At 75.3% G+C, this 20,549-nt stretch carries 22 protein-coding genes; 7 read left to right on the forward strand and 15 right to left on the reverse strand.

Annotated elements, in window-relative coordinates; genetic code table 11:
* Positions 1–95 precede the first annotated feature (95 nt).
* From AC0IVP_RS07130 to AC0IVP_RS07150, 5 genes are all read right to left on the reverse strand, one after another.
* Positions 96–1,271, reverse strand: coding sequence for a hypothetical protein (locus AC0IVP_RS07130; RefSeq protein ID WP_056297028.1), 1,176 nt, complete (start codon positions 1,269–1,271; stop codon positions 96–98).
* A gap of 214 nt (positions 1,272–1,485) precedes the next feature.
* Complete coding sequence (locus AC0IVP_RS07135; RefSeq protein WP_082557061.1) at positions 1,486–2,373, reverse strand: ABC transporter permease; 888 nt, start codon at positions 2,371–2,373, stop codon at positions 1,486–1,488.
* A gap of 32 nt (positions 2,374–2,405) precedes the next feature.
* Positions 2,406–3,200 carry an ABC transporter ATP-binding protein gene (locus AC0IVP_RS07140; RefSeq protein ID WP_471755513.1) on the reverse strand — a complete coding sequence of 265 codons (795 nt, stop codon included), beginning with the start codon at positions 3,198–3,200 and terminating at the stop codon, positions 2,406–2,408.
* A 141-nt stretch (positions 3,201–3,341) separates the two neighbouring features.
* A complete protein-coding gene (locus AC0IVP_RS07145) occupies positions 3,342–4,583 on the reverse strand; it encodes an amidohydrolase family protein (protein WP_200939007.1) in 1,242 nt (413 codons plus the stop codon).
* Positions 4,580–5,608 carry a methylenetetrahydrofolate reductase gene (locus AC0IVP_RS07150; RefSeq protein WP_471755515.1) on the reverse strand — a complete coding sequence of 343 codons (1,029 nt, stop codon included), beginning with the start codon at positions 5,606–5,608 and terminating at the stop codon, positions 4,580–4,582. Before AC0IVP_RS07150 ends, AC0IVP_RS07145 begins: the two co-directional genes overlap by 4 nt.
* A gap of 227 nt (positions 5,609–5,835) precedes the next feature.
* On the opposite strand from AC0IVP_RS07150, the gene AC0IVP_RS07155 reads away from it, so the two are divergent.
* The 3 genes from AC0IVP_RS07155 (at position 5,836) to AC0IVP_RS07165 (ending at position 9,326) form a co-directional block, all read left to right on the forward strand.
* A complete protein-coding gene (locus tag AC0IVP_RS07155; RefSeq protein ID WP_471755517.1) occupies positions 5,836–6,594 on the forward strand; it encodes an SDR family NAD(P)-dependent oxidoreductase in 759 nt (252 codons plus the stop codon).
* Positions 6,595–6,649: 55 nt separating this feature from the next.
* Complete coding sequence (locus AC0IVP_RS07160; protein WP_471755520.1) at positions 6,650–7,624, forward strand: aldo/keto reductase; 975 nt, start codon at positions 6,650–6,652, stop codon at positions 7,622–7,624.
* A 79-nt stretch (positions 7,625–7,703) separates the two neighbouring features.
* Positions 7,704–9,326 (forward strand): FUSC family protein, encoded by a 1,623-nt coding sequence (locus AC0IVP_RS07165; protein WP_471755522.1) that lies wholly within the window; start codon positions 7,704–7,706, stop codon positions 9,324–9,326.
* Positions 9,327–9,330: 4 nt separating this feature from the next.
* Here AC0IVP_RS07165 and AC0IVP_RS07170 read toward each other — a convergent pair whose 3' ends face one another.
* The 5 genes from AC0IVP_RS07170 to AC0IVP_RS07190 are packed head-to-tail and all read right to left on the reverse strand — an operon-like array spanning position 9,331 to position 13,130.
* A complete protein-coding gene (locus tag AC0IVP_RS07170) occupies positions 9,331–9,687 on the reverse strand; it encodes a hypothetical protein (protein WP_471755524.1) in 357 nt (118 codons plus the stop codon).
* A 32-nt stretch (positions 9,688–9,719) separates the two neighbouring features.
* Positions 9,720–10,559, reverse strand: coding sequence for a 5-oxoprolinase subunit C family protein (locus AC0IVP_RS07175; protein WP_471755526.1), 840 nt, complete (start codon positions 10,557–10,559; stop codon positions 9,720–9,722).
* On the reverse strand, positions 10,556–11,170 hold the full coding sequence (locus tag AC0IVP_RS07180; protein ID WP_471755529.1) for a 5-oxoprolinase subunit B family protein: 615 nt from the start codon (positions 11,168–11,170) through the stop codon (positions 10,556–10,558). Before AC0IVP_RS07180 ends, AC0IVP_RS07175 begins: the two co-directional genes overlap by 4 nt.
* Complete coding sequence (locus AC0IVP_RS07185; RefSeq protein ID WP_471755531.1) at positions 11,170–11,931, reverse strand: LamB/YcsF family protein; 762 nt, start codon at positions 11,929–11,931, stop codon at positions 11,170–11,172. Before AC0IVP_RS07185 ends, AC0IVP_RS07180 begins: the two co-directional genes overlap by 1 nt.
* Positions 11,932–11,939: 8 nt before the next feature.
* Positions 11,940–13,130, reverse strand: coding sequence for an NRAMP family divalent metal transporter (locus tag AC0IVP_RS07190; protein ID WP_471755533.1), 1,191 nt, complete (start codon positions 13,128–13,130; stop codon positions 11,940–11,942).
* 247 nt (positions 13,131–13,377) lie between these two features.
* Between AC0IVP_RS07190 and AC0IVP_RS07195 the strand changes: the two genes are divergently transcribed.
* Together AC0IVP_RS07195 and AC0IVP_RS07200 are read left to right on the forward strand one after the other, a co-directional pair.
* Positions 13,378–14,163, forward strand: coding sequence for a GntR family transcriptional regulator (locus AC0IVP_RS07195; RefSeq protein WP_471755535.1), 786 nt, complete (start codon positions 13,378–13,380; stop codon positions 14,161–14,163).
* A complete protein-coding gene (locus tag AC0IVP_RS07200) occupies positions 14,160–14,966 on the forward strand; it encodes a putative hydro-lyase (RefSeq protein ID WP_471755537.1) in 807 nt (268 codons plus the stop codon). The genes AC0IVP_RS07195 and AC0IVP_RS07200 overlap by 4 nt, the downstream gene beginning before the upstream one ends.
* Positions 14,967–14,975: 9 nt before the next feature.
* Here the strand turns inward: AC0IVP_RS07200 and ligD are convergent, their stop codons facing one another.
* Genes ligD through AC0IVP_RS07225 form a run of 5 tightly spaced genes read right to left on the reverse strand, consistent with a single transcriptional unit; the run spans position 14,976 to position 18,237 of the window.
* Positions 14,976–15,941 carry a non-homologous end-joining DNA ligase gene (ligD, locus tag AC0IVP_RS07205; RefSeq protein WP_471755539.1) on the reverse strand — a complete coding sequence of 322 codons (966 nt, stop codon included), beginning with the start codon at positions 15,939–15,941 and terminating at the stop codon, positions 14,976–14,978.
* Positions 15,942–15,943: 2 nt separating this feature from the next.
* A complete protein-coding gene (locus AC0IVP_RS07210; protein WP_157519459.1) occupies positions 15,944–16,888 on the reverse strand; it encodes an SDR family NAD(P)-dependent oxidoreductase in 945 nt (314 codons plus the stop codon).
* Complete coding sequence (locus AC0IVP_RS07215) at positions 16,789–17,235, reverse strand: nitroreductase family deazaflavin-dependent oxidoreductase (RefSeq protein ID WP_471755541.1); 447 nt, start codon at positions 17,233–17,235, stop codon at positions 16,789–16,791. The genes AC0IVP_RS07210 and AC0IVP_RS07215 overlap by 100 nt, the downstream gene beginning before the upstream one ends.
* Before the next feature lie 44 nt (positions 17,236–17,279).
* Entirely contained in the window at positions 17,280–18,005 is a 726-nt protein-coding gene (locus tag AC0IVP_RS07220; RefSeq protein WP_471755543.1) for a DUF4184 family protein, read from the reverse strand.
* A 4-nt stretch (positions 18,006–18,009) separates the two neighbouring features.
* On the reverse strand, positions 18,010–18,237 hold the full coding sequence (locus AC0IVP_RS07225; protein ID WP_056296975.1) for a DUF4287 domain-containing protein: 228 nt from the start codon (positions 18,235–18,237) through the stop codon (positions 18,010–18,012).
* Between the two features lie 120 nt (positions 18,238–18,357).
* Between AC0IVP_RS07225 and AC0IVP_RS07230 the strand changes: the two genes are divergently transcribed.
* Positions 18,358–18,900 (forward strand): antitoxin, encoded by a 543-nt coding sequence (locus AC0IVP_RS07230; protein ID WP_471755545.1) that lies wholly within the window; start codon positions 18,358–18,360, stop codon positions 18,898–18,900.
* Positions 18,897–20,546, forward strand: coding sequence for a helicase HerA-like domain-containing protein (locus tag AC0IVP_RS07235; RefSeq protein ID WP_471755547.1), 1,650 nt, complete (start codon positions 18,897–18,899; stop codon positions 20,544–20,546). Before AC0IVP_RS07230 ends, AC0IVP_RS07235 begins: the two co-directional genes overlap by 4 nt.
* The last annotated feature ends 3 nt before the right edge of the window (positions 20,547–20,549 follow it).

A 20,549-nucleotide genomic window follows, 5' to 3' on the forward strand; every position in this document is an offset into this window, starting at 1 on the left:
TCGGGGGGGGTGTGGGCGGGCCGATCGCCCGTCACGGCGACGGCCCGCCGTCCCCCACGCGGGGGACGACGGGCCGTCGCCGGCGGTGCTGTCGGTCAGGTGGCGGGGACGCCGATCGAGTCGTCGATGAACTCGTTGGTGACGAGGTCGTCGGCGGTGATGCCGTCGGTGGGGGCGCTGCCCTGCTCGGTGAAGATCGGCGTGGTCTGCTCGATCAGGGTGTCGACGCGGTCGGTGTCGAAGTTGCCGTGGGTGTCGTCGGGGCCGTTGCCGACCAGGCCGAGCTCCTTCTGGGTCTCCACCGAGTAGTCGGCCACGCCCTGGGAGTAGACCCAGCCCGTGTCGTACTGCTCGACCAGGTCCAGGATGATCGAGGTCGCCCGGGCCGGGTCGGCCAGGTAGTCGACGTCGGCCTGCTGCATGATCGGGACGAGCGCGGTCAGGCAGTCCGACATGCCCTCGAGGTCGTCGGAGCGGACCGAGATCGAGGACTGGTAGGGCTGGAAGCCGGCGTCGTAGACGAGCTGGTACTCGACGTCCTTCCCCCAGTCGGTGACCTCGTTCTTGTAGATGAACGGCTCGGCCGAGGCGAAGCCCTGCTGGGCGACCTCACCGGCGGCGGCGACGAAGCCGGCCGGGGTGCCGTCGTAGGAGCCGTCGACCTGGTCGCTGTTCAGGATCCCGGCGCCGGTCAGGTAGGCCATGTAGGCCGAGCCCTCGAAGTAGCGCACGGTGGTGCCGGCCTCGCCGAGCTCCTCGATGGAGGTGACGTCGGGGTAGGTCGCCGGGTCCCACATGATCATGGTCGGGGAGATCTCCAGCGGGGCCAGCACCGCGGTGGTGGGCTGGCTGTCCGAGAGCTGGATGGCCTCGTCGGTGGCGATGTAGCCCAGGTTGATGTCGGTGTCGGTGTACATCTGCGCCGTCACGGTCTGGAAGCCGATGGCCGGGCCGCCGGCGCGGATCTCCAGGGTGACGCCGGTGCTCTCGCCCTCGGAGTCGATGAGGGTGCCGCTGACGGTCTTGCTGCCGGCGTCCACGACGTAGTCGTCACCGAGGGACTCGTAGAGGCCGCCGTGCTCGGACTCGGGGTTCCAGTCGGTCTGGACGACGATGTTGCTGGGGCAGCCGGCGGCGGCGAGGTCGTTGCTGCCGACCTCGCCGGAGGGGCCGGCCGCGGCCGAGTCGCTGTCGTCGCTGCCGCAGGCGGCGAGGGAGAGGGCCAGCAGGGCGGTGGCCGCGAGGGCCGACGTCGTCCGGGTGATGCGCACACGTGCTCCTAGGGGTGGGAGAGGCACGGCCCCTCAGGCTCGGGGGGTCGTGTCGGGGCCGGCGGCGGTGCGCGGACCCGGTGGTGCGGGGCGGTGCGGGAGGTGCTGCGGGGAGGGTGGTGCGACGGCCGTGGCGGCCGGGTCTGGGCAGCACCGGTCACCGGGGCCGCGTGCCGGCGGCCCCGGAGACCGGGCGGGTGGGGTGGGGCGGAGGTCAACCGGCGTCGCGGGACTGGTCGTACCAGCGCCCGACGGCGACCTTGGCCAGCCAGCCGAAGAGGCCGAAGACGGCGAACCCCAGGGCGGCGGTGACGATGATCGTCAGGAAGAGCTCCTGGCCCTGGAGCCGGGCCCGGAAGTTGTCCAGCAGGATGCCCAGGCCGGGGTCGCCCTGCTTGAAGAACAGGTCACCGACGATGGCGCCGACGACGGAGAGGCCGGCGGAGATGCGGAACCCGGCGAAGATCGCGGGCATGGCGGCCGGCAGCTCCAGCTTGAGCAGCCGGGTGGTGCGGCTGGCGTTGTGCAGGGTGAAGAGCTCGTGCATGCCGCGGTCCACCGACTGGATGCCGAAGAGCGTGTTCGACACGATCGGGAACAGCGAGATCATCACGCAGACGATCACCCGGGACGGGAAGTCGTAGCCGAACCAGAACCCGATGAGCGGCACCAGGGCCAGGATCGGGATGCACTGCAGGGCGACGGCGTAGGGGAACAGCGACCGTTCGACCGGCCGGCTCTGGCTCATCGCGATGGCCCACACCATGCCGATGACGATGGCGATCGCCAGGCCGGTGAAGGTGACGACGATGGAGCGGCCCAGCGCCGGCAGGACCTTGTCCATCGTCGGGCCGTCGAAGAGGGCGTCGGTGATGATCGTGTGCGGCGCCGGCATGAGGAAGCGCCGGCCGGGGTCCAGCACCAGGTAGGTGATCGCGTACCAGACGCCGATCAGCGCGGCGAAGACCGCGATCGGCAGCAACGAGTCGGTGACCCGCTTGCGCCCCCTGCCCGACCGCTTCACCAGCGGCGCGGTGCCGGCGCCGGTGAGCACCGGGTCGGCGGTCGGCGCGGTGGGCGGGGTGTCGACGGTGGCGGTCACGAGGGTCTCCTCGGGAGAGTGCGCGGTGGTGGTCACGAGTGCCCCTCGCGGAGGGCGTGGGAGACCTTGCCGGCGAGCTCGGCGAACTCGGGGGTGAACCGGAGCTCGGGGGTGCGGTCGGGGCCGAAGGGCACCTCGAAGGTGTCCACGATGTGGCCCGGGCGCCCGGACATCACCAGCACCTTGGTCGACATGTAGACGGCCTCGCTCACCGAGTGGGTGATGAACAGCGCGCCGAAGCCCTTGCTGGCGAAGAGCCGGATCAGCTCGTCGTTGAGGCGCTCGCGGGTGATCTCGTCCAGCGCGCCGAAGGGCTCGTCGAAGAGGAAGAGGTCGGGGTCCAGGGTGAGCGAGCGGGCCAGCGAGGCCCGCATCTTCATGCCGCCCGACAGCGCCCGCGGCAGCTTCTTCTCGTGGCCGCGCAGCCCGACGAGCTCGATGGCGTCCAGCGCGGCCTGGTGCGTCGCGGTCTTGCTCAACCCGTGCAGCTCGGCGAGCAGCTCCACGTTCTTCTTCACGCTGCGCCAGGGCAGCAGCGTGGCGTCCTGGAAGACGTAGCCGATGCGCTTCGCGTCGACCTGCGAGGTGCCCGACGTCGCCGGGGACAGCCCGGAGGCGATCCGCAGCAGGGTCGACTTCCCGCAGCCCGAGGGGCCCACGACGGTGACGAAGTCACCGCGGCGGACGTCGAGGTCGACGCCCTCCAGGGCGACGGTGCCGTCGGGGAAGGCCTTGGCGACGTCGCGGAAGCGCAGCACCAGGTCTCCGTGCCCCTTCGGGACGGCGCTCCGGACGGCGGACGGGGCGGTGGGTGCTGGTGCGCTCACGGGCACCTCCGGGTGCTCGGTGGACCGCGGTGGGTCGCGGTGGGATCGGTGCCACGACCGGGTGATCGGCGCGACGAGGTCACCTTGCGCGGGGTCTGTTTCGCCTGCGTGTGCCATCGGTGAACGCAGCCGACCGGTTGGTCACGACTGGGACACACCGGCTCCCGGGTACACCCGCTGCACCCTGCTGCTCGCCACCACCCGGCCCCGGGACACCACCACGCGGGCGGTCCCGGCCCCGGCGACGGCAGCGTCCAGGCTCTCCGCCTCGACGGCGAGGAACTCCGCGACCGACCCGACGGCGACGGCGGGCACCGGCAGCCCCATGCACCGGCGGGCCCCGGCCGACACCGCGTCCCAGGCCTCCCGGGTGGACAGGTGCCCGGCGGTGACCAGCAGCGAGGCGGCCTCGGTGGCGTCGGCGCGGCCCATCGGGTTGAACGGGTCGCGCAGGTTGTCCCCGCCGGCCCCGACGGTGGCCCCGGCCTCCAGCAGCGTGCGGACGGCGGTCAGCCCGCGCGGTGTCGCCACGGGTGCGTCCCGGCCCTGCAGGTAGAGGTTGGTCTGCGGCAGCGCGACGACACCGACCCCGGCCGCGGCGACCTCGGCCGCGGTGGCCCGGGCGACCTCGAGGGGGTGCACGCCCAGGGAGACGCAGTGGCTGGCGGTGGCGCCGTGGGCGAACCCGGTGGCCCGGACCCGCTGGGCCAGGTGCAGCAGGCCCTGCGCGGTGGGGTCGAGGGTCTCGTCGGTGTGCAGGTCCAGCGGGAGGCCCCGGCGGCGGGCCACCTCGAAGGACATCTCGAACCCGGCGACCCGGTCGGGCCACATGTGCGGCGCCCCACCGACCAGGTCGACGCCGAGGTCGACGGCCTCCTCCAGCAGGCGGGCGTTCTCCTCGGCCTCGCCCGGGCCCCACGGTGCGCTGGCCAGGGCGACGACCTGCACGTCGACGAGCCCGGCGAGGGCCTCGCGCACCTCGACCAGGGCGCGGGCGTGCCGGGTGCCCGAGTGCGCGCCGACGTCGGCGTGGGTGCGGATCGCCGTCGTCCCGTTGGCCAGGTACTCGTACGCGGCGCGGGTGGCCCGGTCGACCAGGTCCTCGTGGGTGAAGGCGTCGGCGATCTGCCGGATCGCCACGATGGCACCGGCCAGGTCCCCGGTGGCGTTGGGCGCCCGGTGGCTGGTCAGCGCCTTGTCCAGGTGGGCGTGCGGCTCGGCGGGGGCGGGCAGCAGGTGGTGCCCGGTGAGGTCGTGCACCTCCTCGTCCGGACGGGGCGCGAGGCTCCCCGCGGGGGCGACCTCGGCGACCACTCCCCCGTCCACCCGGACGTCGACGTGGCGTCCGTCCAGGTCGGTGGCCCCGGTCATCAACAGCGTCACGTCAGTGCACGTCCGATCTCGGCCAGGCCCGTGGCGGTGGTCAGTTCGGCGCCGGCGGTGGGGACGCCGGACAGGTCGACGCCGCGCACCCCCGGCACGGACAGGTAGGCCTGGGCGAGGGCGATGGCCGCGGCGATGCCGGCCCGCCGCGGGTCGGGCGCCGACTCGATGCCGGCCAGGTACCCGGCGGGCAGCCGCAGGCTGGTGAACCGGCGCAGCTGGACGGCCGACCCGGGGTCGGTGGCGACGGCCACACAGGCCACGAAGGGCACGTCGACGCCGAGGTCGCCGGCCTCCTCCACGAAGGCCCGCAGCGCCTCGACCGAGCCGGCGTGGTTCACGAAGCAGACGTCGGCACCGGCCCGGACCTTCTCGCGCAGCCGCTCGGCGCGGCGCTGCGCGGGCGGGCCGTGCGGGGTCTCCCCCACCGACACCAGCACGCCGGCGGCCTTCGCCGCTGCGGCCAGCGCGGTGGAGTCCAGGTCGAAGACCGGCTGGGCGTCGGGCCGGTCGCCGGTGAGCGTGTGGTCGCCGGTCACGCAGTGCACGGCACCGACGCCGAGGTCGGCGAGCCCGGCGAGCTCGCCCTCCAGCGCCACCCGGTTGCGGTCCCGGCAGTTGAGGCCCTGCCACACGGGCACCCCGCGGGCCTGCACGAGCGAGGCCCGGTAGCTCGGGGAGAACTGCACCCGGGCGGCGCCGTGGTCTCCGAGCAGGACCGCGTCGACGGCGCCGACGACCCGGTCGGCCGCCCGCTCCAGGGAGTCCCGGGACAGCGCGACCGCGGGCAGGTCCGCCACGACGACGGGACGCTGCCGCATCAGGGCCAGCAGGTGCGGCTCGGGCACCGTGCGGCTCTCCCGGGCACCGCTCCACCGGACGGTGGGCAGCGGCAGGAACGAGCACGGGACCGGTGCCACCTCGCACGTCCCGTCGTCCCCGACGCCACCGCAGGGCCCGTACGTCATCGACTTGGGGCAGGCCCGGGTGGCGTGCTGCAGGTCGACGTCGACCGAGGGGGTCACCGGGGCGGGACGGCGGTCGACGGCGGGCTCCTCGGGTCGGGACGGCTGGGTGCGACAGCGTCGTCCCGGGGTGTTCCCGGCCGGTTTCCGGGGCGTGACGCCCGCGACCGCGCGCACCGGACCCCGAGGGTGTCGCATCTGACACCCGGTCGCGGGCCTCGACCGCGGGCCGGACCGGTTGCCCCTGACAGGGGAGCCGACCGGCTCCCGGACGAGAGGGGACAGACGTGGTGCACTACGAACTGGACGGCAGGGTCGCACTGGTGACCGGGGCGGGCTCGGGCATCGGCCGGGCCGTCGCACTCACCCTGGCCCGCAGCGGCGCCGCCGTCGCGGTGGCCGACCTGGCGCAGGACCGGGCCGAGGCCGTCGCCGCGGAGGTCCGCGCGGCCGGTGGCCGGGCCGAGGCCTTCGGCGGGGACAGCTCGGACCCCGACGCCGTCGACGCGCTCGTCGCCGACGTCGTCGCCCGGCTGGGCGGCCTGCACGTCGCGGTGAACAACGCCGGCATCGGCGGACCCGCGCAGACGGTCGAGGAGTACTCCACCGCCGACTGGCGGAAGGTGCTGTCGGTGAACCTGGACGGCGTCTTCTACGGCGTGCGCGCCGAGGTGCGGGCGATGCTCGCCGGCGGTGGTGGGTCGATCGTCAACATGGCCAGCGTCTTCGGTGCCGTGGGCATCGAGACGGCGCCGGCGTACGTGGCCGCCAAGCACGGCGTCGTCGGGCTGACCAAGGCCGCGGCACTCGCGCACGCCACCGAGGGGATCCGGGTGAACGCCGTGGGCCCGGCGTTCATCAGCACCCCGCTGCTGGAGTCCGCCATGAGCGAGGAGGCCCGCGCCGGGCTGGCGGCGCAGCACGCGCTGGGCCGCCTGGGCACGCCGGAGGAGGTCGCCGAGCTCGTCGCCTGGCTGGCCAGCGACGCGTCGTCCTTCGCTACCGGCACCTACTACCCGCTGGACGGCGGGCTGCTCGCCCGCTGACACCCGCTGCCGCTGCCCGGTGGCCCGATGCGGGCCACCGGCGCAGGGTGGGGGCATGGACCAGACCCGACTCGGCACCACCGGCCTGCAGGTCTCCCGGATCTGCCTGGGCATGATGAGCTTCGGCGAGCCCACCCGCGGCGGGCACGGGTGGAGCCTGGCCGAGGACGACGCCCGCCCGATCGTGCGGGCCGCCCTCGACGCCGGCATCACCTTCTTCGACACCGCGAACGTGTACTCCGCCGGCTCCTCCGAGGAGATCACCGGCACGCTGCTGCTGGAGGCCGTCGACCGCGACGACGTCGTCATCGCCACCAAGGTGCACGGCCGGATGCGCCCGGGGCCCAACGGCGCGGGGCTCTCCCGGCGCGCGGTCCTGGCCGAGGCCGAGGCCAGCCTGCGGCGGCTGGGCACCGACCACATCGACCTGTACCAGATCCACCGCTGGGACCCCGAGACGCCGGTCGAGGAGACGCTGGAGGCGCTGGACTCCCTGGTGCGCTCGGGCAAGGTGCGCTACCTGGGCGCCTCGTCGATGTGGGCCTGGCAGTTCAGCAAGGCCCTGCACCTGGCCGGTGAGCACGGCTGGCACCGCTTCGTGACGATGCAGGACCACTACAACCTGATCGCCCGGGAGGAGGAGCGGGAGATGCACCCGCTCTGCCTGGACGCCGGGGTCGGCGTGCTGCCGTGGAGCCCGCTGGCCCGCGGCCGGCTCACCCGGGACGCCGACGCCAGCACCACCCGCTCCCAGGACGACGCCTTCGCCCAGAAGCTGTACACCGACGACTCCGACGCCGAGATCGTGGCCCGGGTGGCCGCCGTCGCGTCCGAGCGCGGGGTGTCGCGCGCCCAGGTCGCACTGGCCTGGGTGCTGTCCAAGCCGGTGGTCACCGCGCCGATCGTCGGGGTCACGAAGGCCGCGCACCTGGCCGACGCCGTCGCCGCGGTCGACCTGGAGCTGACCGAGGAGGAGGTCGCCCGGCTCGAGGAGCCCTACCGGCCGCACGAGGTCAGCGGCTTCAGCTGAGCGTGAGGCTCGTCGCGGCCTTCCGGTGAGCGGGTCCGCGGCCGCGACGACCCGCCGCCGGGACCGCGAGGATCACCCGGTGTCCTCCCCCGTCCGCCGCGCCGTCCCGCACCTGCTGGGCCGACGGCCGCCCGCCGCGGCCGCGCTGTGGGCCGCCGGCGGACGCAAGGCGCTGTCCGCCGCGGCGTCGGTCACCGTGCCGCTGGCGCTCGGCGTCGCGCTGGGCCACCCCGACCTGGGGTCCGCCGCGGCTCTGGGCGGGCTGACGGCGGTCTACGGCTCGTCGCTGCCGTACCGGCGGCGGGCCGGGGTGGTCGCCGGTTGCGCGGCGGTGGTCGTCGCGGCCGTGGCGCTGGGCGGGCTGACCGGCGGCAGCCCGGCGCTGCTGTCGGTGACCCTCGGCGCGCTGGCCGCAGCCGCCACCGCGGCCACCGCGCACTTCCGGGTCGGACCGCCGGGGCCCCTCGGCGTCGTCCTGGTCGGCGGCAGCGCCAGCGCGCTGGGCGCCGACGCCACCGTGCTGGCCGAGCACGTCGCGGCGGCCGCGGCCGGTGCCACCCTGGCCTGGCTGGTCGTCATGCTCCCGTGGCTGTGGGACCCGGCCGGCCCCGAGCGCCGCTCGGTGGCCGCCGCCCGGGCCGCGGTCGCCGCGGCCCGGTCGACCCGGCCCGCCGTCGTCGCCCGGGCGGTGCGGGTGGCTGACGCCGCCGTCGCCGCCGGGTCGCGTCGCCGTCCCTCGCTGCGGGCGGAGCTGGGCGTCCTGGAGGAGCAGTTCCTGCGCGAGCTGCCGCTGGGCGACGCGCCCGCTCCCCCGCCGGGCGGGGCCGCTGTCGCCGTCCGCCCGGTGCCGCCGTGGGTGTGGACGTCGCTGCGCATCGGGCTCGGCGTGGCCGCGGCCGGGCTGGTGGCCGGCGCGCTGGGCCTGGCGAGCACCTACTGGGCGGCCACCACCGCGGTGGCCGTGCTGCTGGGCACCGACGCCCGCAACACCCGGGCCCGCGCCGGGCACCGGGTGACCGGGACGCTGGTCGGGGTGGGCGTGGCCGCACTGCTCTTCGCCGCCGACCTGCCGGTCGGGCTGGAGGTGCTGGCGGTGGGCCTGCTGCTGGTCGGGGTGGAGCTGCTGGTGGCCCACCAGTACGTGCTGGCGGTCTCCTTCATCACCCCGCTGTCGCTGCTGCTGGTGCACGTCGGGGTGCCCGAGCGCAGCGGCCTGGAGCTGATCACCACGCGGCTCACCGAGACCGTCGTCGGCATCGTGCTGGCGCTGGCCGCCGGGTTGCTGCTCTTCCCGCGGGCCGCCAGCCGCCGACTGCCCGGCGTCGTCGCGACCGCCGGTGCCCGGGCCCGCGCCCTGGTCGAGGGCCCGGTGGACGAGGGCACGGTGGACGAGGGCACGGTGGACGAGGACACGGTGGACGAGGACACGGTGGACGAGGACACGGTGGACGAGGACACGGTGGACGAGGGCACGGTGGACGAGGGCACGGTGGACGAGGGCGCCCTGCACGACGCACTGGTCGTCCTCAACGAGGTGGCCACCGCCGCCCGGGCCGAGCTGCGGCCCGCGGCCGGCACCGAGGCGTGGCTGCGCCGGGGCCGGTGGACCGCCGACCTGGGCTGGGGCCTGTTGGGCACCCGGGCGCGCGGGGAGTCCCACCTGGCCGACGTGCTCGCAGCCCGGGTGCGCGCGGACCTCTGACCCGTCAGTCGACCTGGGCGACCAGCAGGGCCCGAGCCACCGGCGTCAGGAACCAGCCCACGACCAGCAGCGCCGTGGCGCCCACGAGCAGCCACGCCCCGGTCCGGCCCGACCGCTGGGCACCCCGGACCAGCGCGACACCGCTGACCGCCAGCGCGACCAGCGCCCCGGTGAACGCCAGGACCGAGACCAGGAACCCGACGCCCCGGCCGGCCCCCAGCACGAACGGGGCGTCCGCCAGCCACGGGAGGAGCACGAGGGCCACGTAGCCGAGCCCGGGGACGCCGACGGCGGCACCGGCCAGCAGCGGCGAGCGGGGAACTGCGTGGACGTCGGGCGGTCCGGTGGGGACGGCGGTCACGCGGGGATGGTGGCGGCCCGCCGTCCCCGGCGTCAACGGCTCGCGCGGAACCGCAGCACCTGGCCGGGCGTGAGCTGGCCGCACCGGTCGACGTCGGGCTCGGCGACGTAGCCGATCACCGGGTACCCGCCGGTGACCGGGTGGTCGGCCAGGAACAGCACCGGCTGCCCGGACGGCGGGACCTGCAGGGCGCCGCGCTCCATGCCCTCGCTGGCCAGCTCGCCGTCCCGGGCGCGGGTCAGCTCGGGACCCGACAGCCGCAGGCCGACCCGGTTGCCGTCCCCGGTCACCGTCCACCCGGCCGAGGTCAGCAGCGCCCGGGCGTCGTCGGTGAACCAGTCGGCGCGGGGCCCCGGCAGCACGGTCACGACGACCTCCCCGGCCGGCGGCTCCAGGACCGGTGCGACGTCGACCCCCGGCCACGCAGAAGACGCCGGACCCACCGGCAACACGTCCCCGGCGACGACGACGGCCGGCCCCAGCCCGGAGAGCAGGTCGGTGGAGCGGGACCCCAGCACCGGGTCGACGTCGACCCCGCCGCGGACGGCGAGGTAGGAGCGCAGCCCGCCGACCGGCGCACCGAGCGCCAGCTGCTCCCCGGCCCGCAGCCGGACCGGGGCCGCGTAGGGCGCCCCGGCGCAGCGCGCACCGGTCAGCGCCACCCACAGCTCCGCATCGGCACGGACCACCAGCCCCCCGGCGGTGACCTCCAGCAGTGCGGCGGCGACCGGGTTGCCCACCAGCCGGTTGGCCAGCGCGGCCGACGTCCGGTCGCAGACCCCGGAGCGGCCGATGCCCTCGGCCGCGCGCCCCGGCCGGCCCAGGTCCTGGACCGTGGTCAACGGCCCGGGCGCGAGCACGGTGAGGCTCACCGGACCGCCCGGAACCGGACCCGGACGCCGGGACGCAGCAGCGCGGCGGGGTCCCGGTGGACGTCGAAGACGGCCGTGTCGGTGTGCCCGAGCAGCTGCCAGCCGCCCGGGGACTCCCGTGGGTAGACCCCGCTGAACTCCCCCGCCAGGCCCACCGACCCGGCCGGCACCCGGGTCCGCGGGGTGCTGCGGCGCGCCACGTCCCACCCTCCGTCGGCGGCCGTCAGGTAGCCGAAGCCCGGCGCGAAGCCGCAGAACGCCACAGTCCACGTGGTGCCGGTGTGCCGGGCGACCACCTCGTCGGCCGTGCACCCCAGCAGCTCGCCGACGTCGGCCAGGTCGGCCCCGTCGTAGACGACCGGCAGCTCGAGCACCTGGCCCTCGGCGCGCGCGTCGGGCGGCCGGGGCCGGGTGGCCCGCACCGCCGCGGCGACGGCGTCGAGGGTCGTGGCGCCCGGGTCGAGCACGACGAGCACGGTGCGCGCCGCGGGGACGACGTCGACCACCCCGGGCGGCGGGTCGGCCACGAGCGCCGCGTGCAGGGCGAGGACCTCGTCCAGCCCGTCGAGCTCGGCGAGGACCGCGGCGTCCCCACTGGGCAGCAGACGCATCAGCGGGCGAACGGGGAGAGGGTGACGCCCGCACCGGTGAGCGCGTCCCGCACCTGCCGCGCGATCCCGACCGCTCCCGGGGTGTCGCCGTGCACGCAGATCGACCCCGGCGCCAGGTGCAGCTCCCCGCCGTCGACGTCGGTGACCGCTCCCCCGGTGGCCATCGCGAGGCAGCGGCGGGCGATCTCGGCCGGGTCGTGCAGCACCGCGCCGGGCAGCCGCCGGGACACCAGGTTGCCCTCGGGCGTGTAGGCCCGGTCGGCGAAGGACTCGGCCACCGTGGTCAGCCCGGCCTCGGCGGCCAGCCGCAGCCACACCGACCCGGGCAGCCCCAGCACGGGGAGCGTCGGGTCGACGTCCACCACGGCGGCGACGACGGCCGCGGCCTGCTCCTCGTGGTGCACGATCGCGTTGTAGAGCGCGCCGTGCGGCTTGACGTAGCGGACCCGGTCCCCCGCCACCCGGGCGAAGGCCTGCAGCGCACCGAGCTGGTAGACGACGTCCTGGGTCAGCGCGTGCGGCTCGACGTCGATGAACCGGCGGCCGAAGCCGGGCAGGTCCCGGTAACCCACCTGCGCGCCGATGGCGACGCCGTGCTCGACGGCCCGCTCGCAGACCCGCCGCATGATCGTGGCGTCGCTGGCGTGGAAGCCGCAGGCGACGTTGGCGCTGCTGACGATCTCCAGCAGCGCGTCGTCGTCGCCCAGCGTCCACTGGCCGAAGCCCTCGCCGAGGTCGGAGTTGAGGTCGATGGTCGTCACGGCGCTCCTCAGGCGAACAGGTCGATGACCGGGCGGACGGAGTTGACCGCCAGGTAGAGCGTCAGCAGCCAGGCGACCCAGCCGACGACGAGCAGCCAGCGCGGGTAGCGGTACCCGCCGAGCAGGTCCGACCGGCGGGTGGCCACCCACAGCAGGACCGCGATGCCGATCGGCAGCAGCAGGCCGTTGAACGCCCCGGCGAAGACGAGCAGCGTGGTCGGGGCGGTGCCGATGAGCAGGTAGGCCAGCGTGGTGACGGCGATGAAGCCGACGACGAGCAGCGTCCGGGTGCGGTCGCTGGTCCTCGTCCGGGAGGTCACGAAGGAGACCGAGGTGTAGGAGGCGCCGATGACGCTGGTGATCGCCGCGGCCCACAGCACGATGCCGAAGACCCGCATGCCGACCTCGCCGGCGGCCTGGCCGAACGCCGAGGCCGCCTGGTTGTCCGGGTCCAGCGCGGCGCCGCCGGAGACGACGCCGAGGATGGCCAGGAAGAGCACGACCCGCATGACCGCGGTGATCAGGATGCCGGTGACCGAGCCGCGGGTGATGTCCCGGACGTGCCCGGGCCCGCTGACACCGGAGTCCAGCAGGCGGTGCGCGCCGGCGTAGACGATGTAGCCGCCGATCGTGCCGCCGACCAGCGTGGTGATGGCCAGGACGTCGACCTGCTCGGGCAGCACCACGTTGCGCAGTGCCTGCCCGACCGGCGGGCCCGAGGTGATCGCCACGTAGGTGGTCAGCACGATCATCACCAGCCCGAGGACGACGACGATCCGGTCGACCGCGACGCCGGCCTTCTTGCTCAGGAACACCCCGATGGCGATGAGCGCGGACAGCGCCCCGCCGATCTTCGGGTCCAGGCCCAGCATGGCGTCGGTGCCCAGCCCGGCGCCGCTGACGTTGCCGATGTTGAACACCAGCCCGCCGACCAGCAGGAAGGCGGCCATCACCCAGCCCAGCCCGGGCGCCACCAGGTTGCCCAGCTCCTGGGCCCGGCGGCCGCTCACCCCGATGACCCGCCAGACGTTCAGCTGCAGTGCGATGTCCACCAGGATCGAGATGACGATCGCGAAGGCGAACGCGGCGCCGAGCTGGACGGTGAAGGTCGTCGTCTGGGTGATGAAGCCCGGGCCGATCGCCGAGGTGGCCATCAGGAACATCGCACCCAGCAGGGTGGAGCGGGTGCTCGAGGCCAACCGGCCGCCGGTGGCGCCGGGCGCGGCTCCGGGGGTGGACCCGCGGTCCGGCGACGGCTCCGGGGCGGGGTCCGTCGGACCGGTCCGGCTCTCGGGACCTGACATGGCGTGCTCCCTCGGTGGGGTGGCGGCGGTGGCGCGCGGGGCACGCCCTCGTGATGGCGAGCACACTATGGAATCGTTGAACAATCCGACAAGGGGCTGATGCGAGAGTTGACGCGCCCGACACACAGGACACGATGGCGAGGTGACCGTGGCCCGACCCTCCTCCCCAGCCGCCGAGTCCGCAGCCGGGAGCTCAGCCGCAGACGCGGCGGGCCCGGACCGCCGTGACCGTGCGTGGCTGCAGGCGCTGACCACCGAGGCGGCGGCGCTCGACCGGTCGAGCACCGCCGAGCGGGTGGCCGACGCCCTCCGCCGCCGGGTCACCGAGGGCCACCTGGCCCCGGGCACCCGGCTCTCGGAGGAGCAGCTCGTGGCCGTCCTGCAGGTCTCCCGGAACACCCTGCGCGAGGCGTTCCGCCTGCTGGGGCACGAGGGCCTGCTGGTCCACCGGCTGCACCGGGGCGTCTTCGTCACCGAGCTGACCGACGAGGACCTGGTGGACATCTACCGGGTGCGCCGCGCCGTCGAGTGCGACGTCGTCCGCCGGCTCGGCGAGGTCCTCGACCCGGCCGCCGGCCCCGAGCCGCTCGGGCAGCTCCGTGCCGACGTCGAGGCCGGTGAGGACGCTGCCCGCCGCGGGGACTGGTCAGCCGTCGGGACCGCCAACATGCACTTCCACCAGCACCTGGTGGCCCTGGCCGGCAGCCCCCGGCTGGACGGGACGACGGCCCGGCTGCTCGCCGAGCTCCGGCTGGCGTTCCAGGGCGCGGCCGCCGAGCACGTGCACGGCCCCTACGTCGCCCGCAACCGTGCCCTGTTCGAGCTCCTGCACGCCGGGCGCACCGAGCAGGCCGCGACCGAGCTGGAGGAGTACCTCCACGTGTCCCTCGCCCACATGACCGACCTCCGACACGGACCCCGCCGGTGAGCGCCCCCGCGACGACACCCGCGAGCGCACCCGCGGGCACGCCTGCCGCCGCCCGGGCCGCGTTCCGCGCCGGCCTGGCGGTGCCCTCGTCGGGCTGGGCACCGGGCAGCACGCAGGCCAACCTGGTGGTGCTCCCCCGCGACTGGGCCTTCGACATGCTGCTGTTCGGCCAGCGGAACCCCCAGCCGGTGCCGTTGCTCGACGTCACCGACCCGGGCTCGACCCGCACGGTGCTCGCCCCGGGCGCGGACCTGCGCACCGACCTGCCCCGCTACCGGGTGTGGGCCGACGGTGAGCTGGTCGCCGAGCCCACCGACATCGTCGACCTGTGGCGGGAGGACCTGGTCAGCTTCCTCGTCGGGTGCAGCTTCAGCTTCGAGACCGCCCTGCTGGACGCCGGTGTACCGGTCCGCAACATCGAGCAGGGCACGAACGTGTCCATGTACCGCACCGACCGGGAGTGCCGGCCGGCCGGTCGGCTGGCCGGACCGCTGGTGGTGTCGATGCGCCCGGTGCCGGCCGCGCAGGTGGTCACCGCCGTCCAGGTCACCGCCCGGATGCCCCAGGTGCACGGCGCCCCGGTGCACGTCGGGGACCCGGCGTCCCTCGGCATCGCCGACCTGGCCGCCCCCGACTTCGGCGACCCGGTGGTGCTGCACGAGGGCGACGTCCCGGTGTTCTGGGCGTGCGGGGTGACCCCGCAGGCCGCCCTGATGGCCTCTCGGCCGCCGTTCGCCCTCACCCACGCGCCCGGTCACATGTTCGTCACCGACGTCCCGGACGCGGTCTACCGCCAGCCCTGAACCGGCGGTTCAGTCCTCGGGCTCGGGCGGCACCTCGGCACCGGCGGCCTCGTCCCGGTCGGCCCACTCCAGCAGCGGGGCCAGGTCGAAGGGCCGGGCGTCGATGTCGGCGTGCAGGTCACCGAGGCGGGCGAAGCGCGTGGGCATCGTGGCGATGGTGAAGTCACCGGGCTCGGCGTCGGCCAGCTCGTCCCAGGTGATCGGCGCGGACACCGTGGCCTCGGGGTTGCCCCGCACGGAGTAGGCCGCGGCCAGGGTGTGGTCCCGGGCGTTCTGGTTGTAGTCGACGAACAGCGCAGCGGGGTCACGGTCCTTGCGCCACCACGTCGTCGTGACCTCGTCGGGGGCGCGGCGCTCCACCTCGCGGGCGAAAGCCAGCGCGGCCCGCCGGACGTCGCCGAAGCCGTGTGCCGGTGGGATGCGGACGTAGACGTGCAGCCCGTTGCCGCCCGAGGTCTTGGGGAACCCGACGGCCCCCAGCTCGTCGAGGACCTCGCGGACGACGCCGGCGACCCGGCGGACGGTGCCCCAGTCGGCCTCGGGCATCGGGTCCAGGTCGATGCGCCACTCGTCGGGCAGCTCGACGTCGGCCCGGCGGCTGTTCCACGGGTGGAACTCCACGGTGGACATCTGCACCGCCCAGGCGACGTGCGCCAGGTGGGTCACGCACAGCTCGTCGGCGGTCCGCCGGTACCGCGGGAAGGTGACCCGCACCGTCTCCAGCCACGGCGGCGCGCCCGAGGGCACCCGCTTCTGGTGCACCTTCTCCCCCGTCACGCCGGTGGGGAACCGGTGCAGCATGCAGGGCCGCTCGCGCAGCGCGTTGACGATCCCGGGGCCGACGGCGAGGTAGTACTCCAGCAGGTCCCGCTTGGTCTCCCCGCGGGCCGGGAAGTACACCCGGTCCGGGCTGGACAGCCGCACGTCCAGCCCGTCGACCTCGATCTCGACCGCGTCGCCGGCCTTGCTCGCCATGGTCAGGACCCTAGGCCGACGAGGGCCGCGGACAGGTCCCACAGCTCGCGGGCCCGGCGGTCGTCCCGGGCGGCCAGCAGGGTCAGGCCCGGCGAGCGGTCGACGTGGTACCCGCCGTTGCGCCAGCCCTCCTCGGCGGTGGCCAGCCAGACCATGGTGTCCGCGCCCTGTGCCGGGGTGCGGAAGAACGCGGTCAGCGGTGTGCGGAACGCCAGCCCGACCACCCCGCCGGACTGCACGCCGAACGAGCTGGCCACCGCGCCGGGGTCGTAGCAGGCGGCGGTCACGTCGGGGCCCCACCGGCGGGCCAGCTCCCGGGTGGTGAGCACGTTGGCGAACTTGGCCTTCGCGTACGCGCGGTTGGCCAGGTAGGGCGGCCGGGACTCGTAGGCCCGGGCCAGCCGGCCCCGCGGGACCCACCCGAACCGGTGCATGAAGGACGCCGTCGCCACCACCCGGCCGCGCGCGGCGCGCAGCTGCGGCTCCAGCAGCCGGGTCAGCAGGTACCCACCGAGGTGGTCGACCTGGAACGTCGTCTCGTGGCCGTCGACGGTGAGCCGCCGCGTGCCGAACGAGCCGCCGGCGTTGTTGCACAGCACGTCGACCCGGTCGAACCGGTCGGCGACGTCGGCGGCCAGCCGGCGGACGTCGTCGAGCCGGGCGAAGTCGGCGACCAGCGGCACGCTGCCGGGCAGGTCGGCGGCGACCCGGGCGGTCTTCTCCGGTGACCGGCCGACCACCACGACCTGCGCACCGTCGCGGTGCAGCCGGCGGGCCGCCGCCTCGCCGATGCCGTCGGAGGCACCGGTGACGACGACGACCCGGCCCGCTGCCGACCCGGGGGTGCTCAGGCCTTCCGCTCCACCAGGACGACCGGGATCTCCCGGTCGGTCCTGCGCTGGTAGTCGGCGTAGTCGGGGAAGGCCGCGACGGCCCGCTCCCACCACCCGGCCTTCTCCTCGCCGCTGATCTCGCGGGCGACGCCGTCCCAGATCTGGTCGCCGTCCTGGACGGTGACCTCGTCGGGGTGCGCCAGGAGGTTGAGGTACCAGGTGGGGTGCTTGGGCGCCCCGCCCTGGCTCGCGACCATGGCGTAGACGCCGTCGTGCTCGACCTTCATCAGCGGGTTCTTGCGGACCGCGCCGCTCTTGGCCCCGCGCGTGGTGAACACGACGACGGGCTCGGGGCGGCCCGGGAGGGTGTTGGCCTCCCGGCCGCCGCTGCGCTCGTAGGCCTCGACCTGGTCGCGGACCCACTTCTCCGGGCTGGGTACGTACTCGCCGTCCAGTGGCATGCCCCGACCCTAGGGCGACCCGGGCCGGGCGGCAGGGGGTCCGCTCAGCGGGACAGCACCCCGCGCAGCTGCCAGCCGACGACGAGCACGGCCGCCGCGCCCAGCGCCGCCCCGCCACCGCCGAAGGCCGCCTCGACCGCGGCGCTGCGGGTGTCCGGCTCCCCGGGTGCGGCGGCGAGGGCGCCGACGACGCCGGCGAGCGGCACGACCACCCACGGCCACGGGCGCCCGGGCGGCACCGGGGCGGGCGGGGTCCGCCGCCACCACAGCGCCACCCAGCCGGCCAGCACGAGCAGCCCCACCGCACCACCGACGTCGGCCAGCCAGCTGTACGCCGGCACCCCTGCCCACGGCTCGTACAGCACCGGCAGCAGGTCCACGCCCCACCGGCGCGGGTGGGTGAACGCGTCGAGCACCACGTGGGTCGCCGCACCCACGACGACCGCCGCCGCGACCGGCACCAGGTCCCGCGCGCCGGTCAGCCGCGCGCGCAGCCCCAGCGGGACGCCGACCAGCCGGGCCCGCAGCGGCCGCGGCGCCGTCGCCACCAGGGGGCGGCTCACCAGCCCGTGCCACAGCGCCCACACCAGCAGCCCGGTGAGCAGGTCGACGGTGACGACCGCCGTCCAGGTGTGGGTCTTCCACAGCGGGTCGACCGGGACGTAGGAGGGCAGGTCGGGGACGACGCTCCCGACGACCAGCGCCGAGGCCGGCAGCCGGGTGCGCAGGAAGGGCAGGACGGCGACCGGGTGGGCGCCGGTGAAGGGCACCGGGTCAGCCCGCGGCGCGGTCCTCGGCCAGGGTGTGCGCGACGACGGCGTTGGCGTGCCCGTGGCCCATCCCGTGCTCGGTCTTCAGCCAGCCGACCAGCGCCATCTGCTTCGCGCCGGGCTCGGCGGCGATCCGCTCGCGGACGAGGGCCTTCCACTCGGCGACCGGCCGGCCGTACGTCTTCTCGATCGAGGGGAAGTAGCTGGCCGGGCCCTGCACCTTCTCGGTCACGCCCGGGATCCTGCCGGTCCGCCCCGCCGCCGTCGAGCTCCCCGGCGACCGTGTTGTGGGGCGGCCCCCCGACGGGCAGGGTGGTCCGGTCAGCACCCGTCGAACGGAAGGCCCGAGACCATGGACTTCGGCAGCATCGCCAAGAAGGCCCAGGACGCACTCACGGACGGCGCCGACAAGCTCCAGACGGCCCTGAAGGACAACTCCGGGAAGATCGAGCAGGCCGTGGACAAGGCCGGCCGCTTCGCCAAGGAGAAGTTCCCGGACAAGGCCGAGCAGATCGACTCGGCGGCCGGCAAGGCCAAGGCCGCCGTCCCCCGCCACGAGGGCGCCGGGGACGCCGCCGGCACCGCGGGCTCCCCCGCCGACCTGACGACGCCGTCGACGGTCACCCCGCCCGTCGTGGGCACCCCGCCCGTGCCCACCCACACGGTGCCCACCCACACGGTGCCGACCCACACGGAGCCGACCCACACGGAGCCCGACGCCGGCGCCCCGGCGTGGGCCCCGCCGGGCAGCGCCACCCCGGAGGTCGACCGGGCCGCGGCAGCCGCGGCGGACACCCAGCCCTCGACGGTGCAGCCCTCGGAGCCCTCCAGCGCCGGCTTCGCCCCGCCGTCCCCGACCCCCGAGGTCGACCGCGTCGTGCGCGACCAGGAGTGACCACCCCGGGGCCGGACGCCGCGGCCGCACCCGGGGCCGGCGAGGTGGACCCGGTCGTCGCGGAGATCGCGGCCGGCTACGCGTCGACCGGTCCGGCCCTGGAGTTCGGCTCCGTGGTGCACGGCGGGAGGGCGCACCCCGGCGCCCAGGTGCGGGTGCCGCTGTCGATGATGACCCGGCACGGCCTGATCGCCGGGGCCACCGGCACCGGCAAGACCAAGACCCTGCAGCTGCTGGCCGAGCAGCTCTCGGCGCAGGGCGTGCCGGTGGTGCTGGCCGACGTCAAGGGCGACCTGACGGGGCTGTCCCGGCCCGGGGAGCCCGGCGACCGGGTCACGCGGCGCGCCACGGACACCGCCGACGACTGGACACCGACCGGCTTCCCCGTCGAGTTCCTGGCCCTGGGCGGGCTGGGCACCGGGGTGCCGGTCCGCTCCACCATCACCGGCTTCGGGCCGGTGCTGCTGTCCAAGGTGATGGACCTCAACGCCACCCAGGAGAGCTCGCTGGGGCTCGTCTTCCACTACGCGGACGACGCCGGCCTGCCGCTGCTGGACCTCAAGGACCTGCGCGCGGTCATCTCCTGGCTGGTCAGCGACGAGGGCAAGGCCGACCTGCAGGGCCTCGGCGGGCTGTCCAAGGCCACCGCCGGGGTGATCCTGCGCAACCTGATCGCCCTGGAGGACCTGGGCGGCGACGTCTTCTTCGGCGAGCCCGAGTGGGACACCGCCGACCTGATGCGCACCGCGCCCGACGGCCGCGGCGTGATCAGCTCGGTCGAGCTCAGCCAGGTGCAGGACCGGCCGGCACTGTTCTCCACCTTCCTCATGTGGCTGCTCGCCGACCTCTTCGAGGAGCTGCCCGAGGTCGGTGAGGTCGAGAAGCCCAAGCTGGTGTTCTTCTTCGACGAGGCGCACCTGCTCTTCACCGGGGCCAGCAAGGCGTTCCTGGAGTCGGTGACCCAGACCGTGCGGCTGATCCGGTCCAAGGGCGTCGGGGTCTTCTTCGTGACCCAGAACCCGACCGACGTCCCGACCCCGGTGCTGGGCCAGCTGGGCAACCGGGTGCAGCACGCGCTGCGCGCCTTCACCCCCGACGACGCGACCGCGCTGAAGAAGACCGTGAAGACCTACCCGAGGTCCACCGCCTACGACGTCGCGGAGACGCTGACGTCGCTGGGCACCGGCGAGGCGGTGGTGACCGTGCTGTCCGAGCGCGGCGCCCCCACCCCGGTCGCCTGGACGATGGTCCGGGCACCCCGCTCCTCCATGGGCCAGATCGACCCTGCCGAGCAGCAGGCCGCCGTCACCGCGTCGGTGCTGGCGGGGAGGTACGGGGCCGCCGTCGACCGGGAGTCGGCCTACGAACGGCTGGCCGCCCGGCTCGCCCCGCCACCGGCACCCGTCCCGGCGCCGGCCCCCGCGCCGACCCCTGCCCCGGTGCCACGCGACACCGACGGCTGGCGCGAGCCGGACCCCGACGGGCCGGCACCCCGGCCACGACCGCGCCGGCAGCCCGCGCCCGAGCCCGGCCTCGTCTCCACGGTGCTCGGCTCGTCGGCGTTCAGGGCCTTCGCCCGCTCCGCGGCGTCGGCACTGGGCCGGGAGATCACCCGCGGGGTGTTCGGCACCCGGCGTCGGCGGTGACGC

This window comes from Klenkia sp. AC732, assembly GCF_979256525.1.

Excerpts from the sequence above, each read along its gene's own strand:
- AC0IVP_RS07160 (WP_471755520.1), top strand. The coding sequence starts at position 6,650 with ATGGACCAGACCCGACTCGGCACCACCGGCCTGCAGGTCTCCCGGATC.
- AC0IVP_RS07180 (WP_471755529.1), bottom strand. The coding sequence starts at position 11,170 with ATGCGTCTGCTGCCCAGTGGGGACGCCGCGGTCCTCGCCGAGCTCGAC.
- ligD (WP_471755539.1), bottom strand. The coding sequence starts at position 15,941 with ATGGCGAGCAAGGCCGGCGACGCGGTCGAGATCGAGGTCGACGGGCTG.
- AC0IVP_RS07215 (WP_471755541.1), bottom strand. The coding sequence starts at position 17,235 with ATGCCACTGGACGGCGAGTACGTACCCAGCCCGGAGAAGTGGGTCCGC.
- AC0IVP_RS07230 (WP_471755545.1), top strand. The coding sequence starts at position 18,358 with ATGGACTTCGGCAGCATCGCCAAGAAGGCCCAGGACGCACTCACGGAC.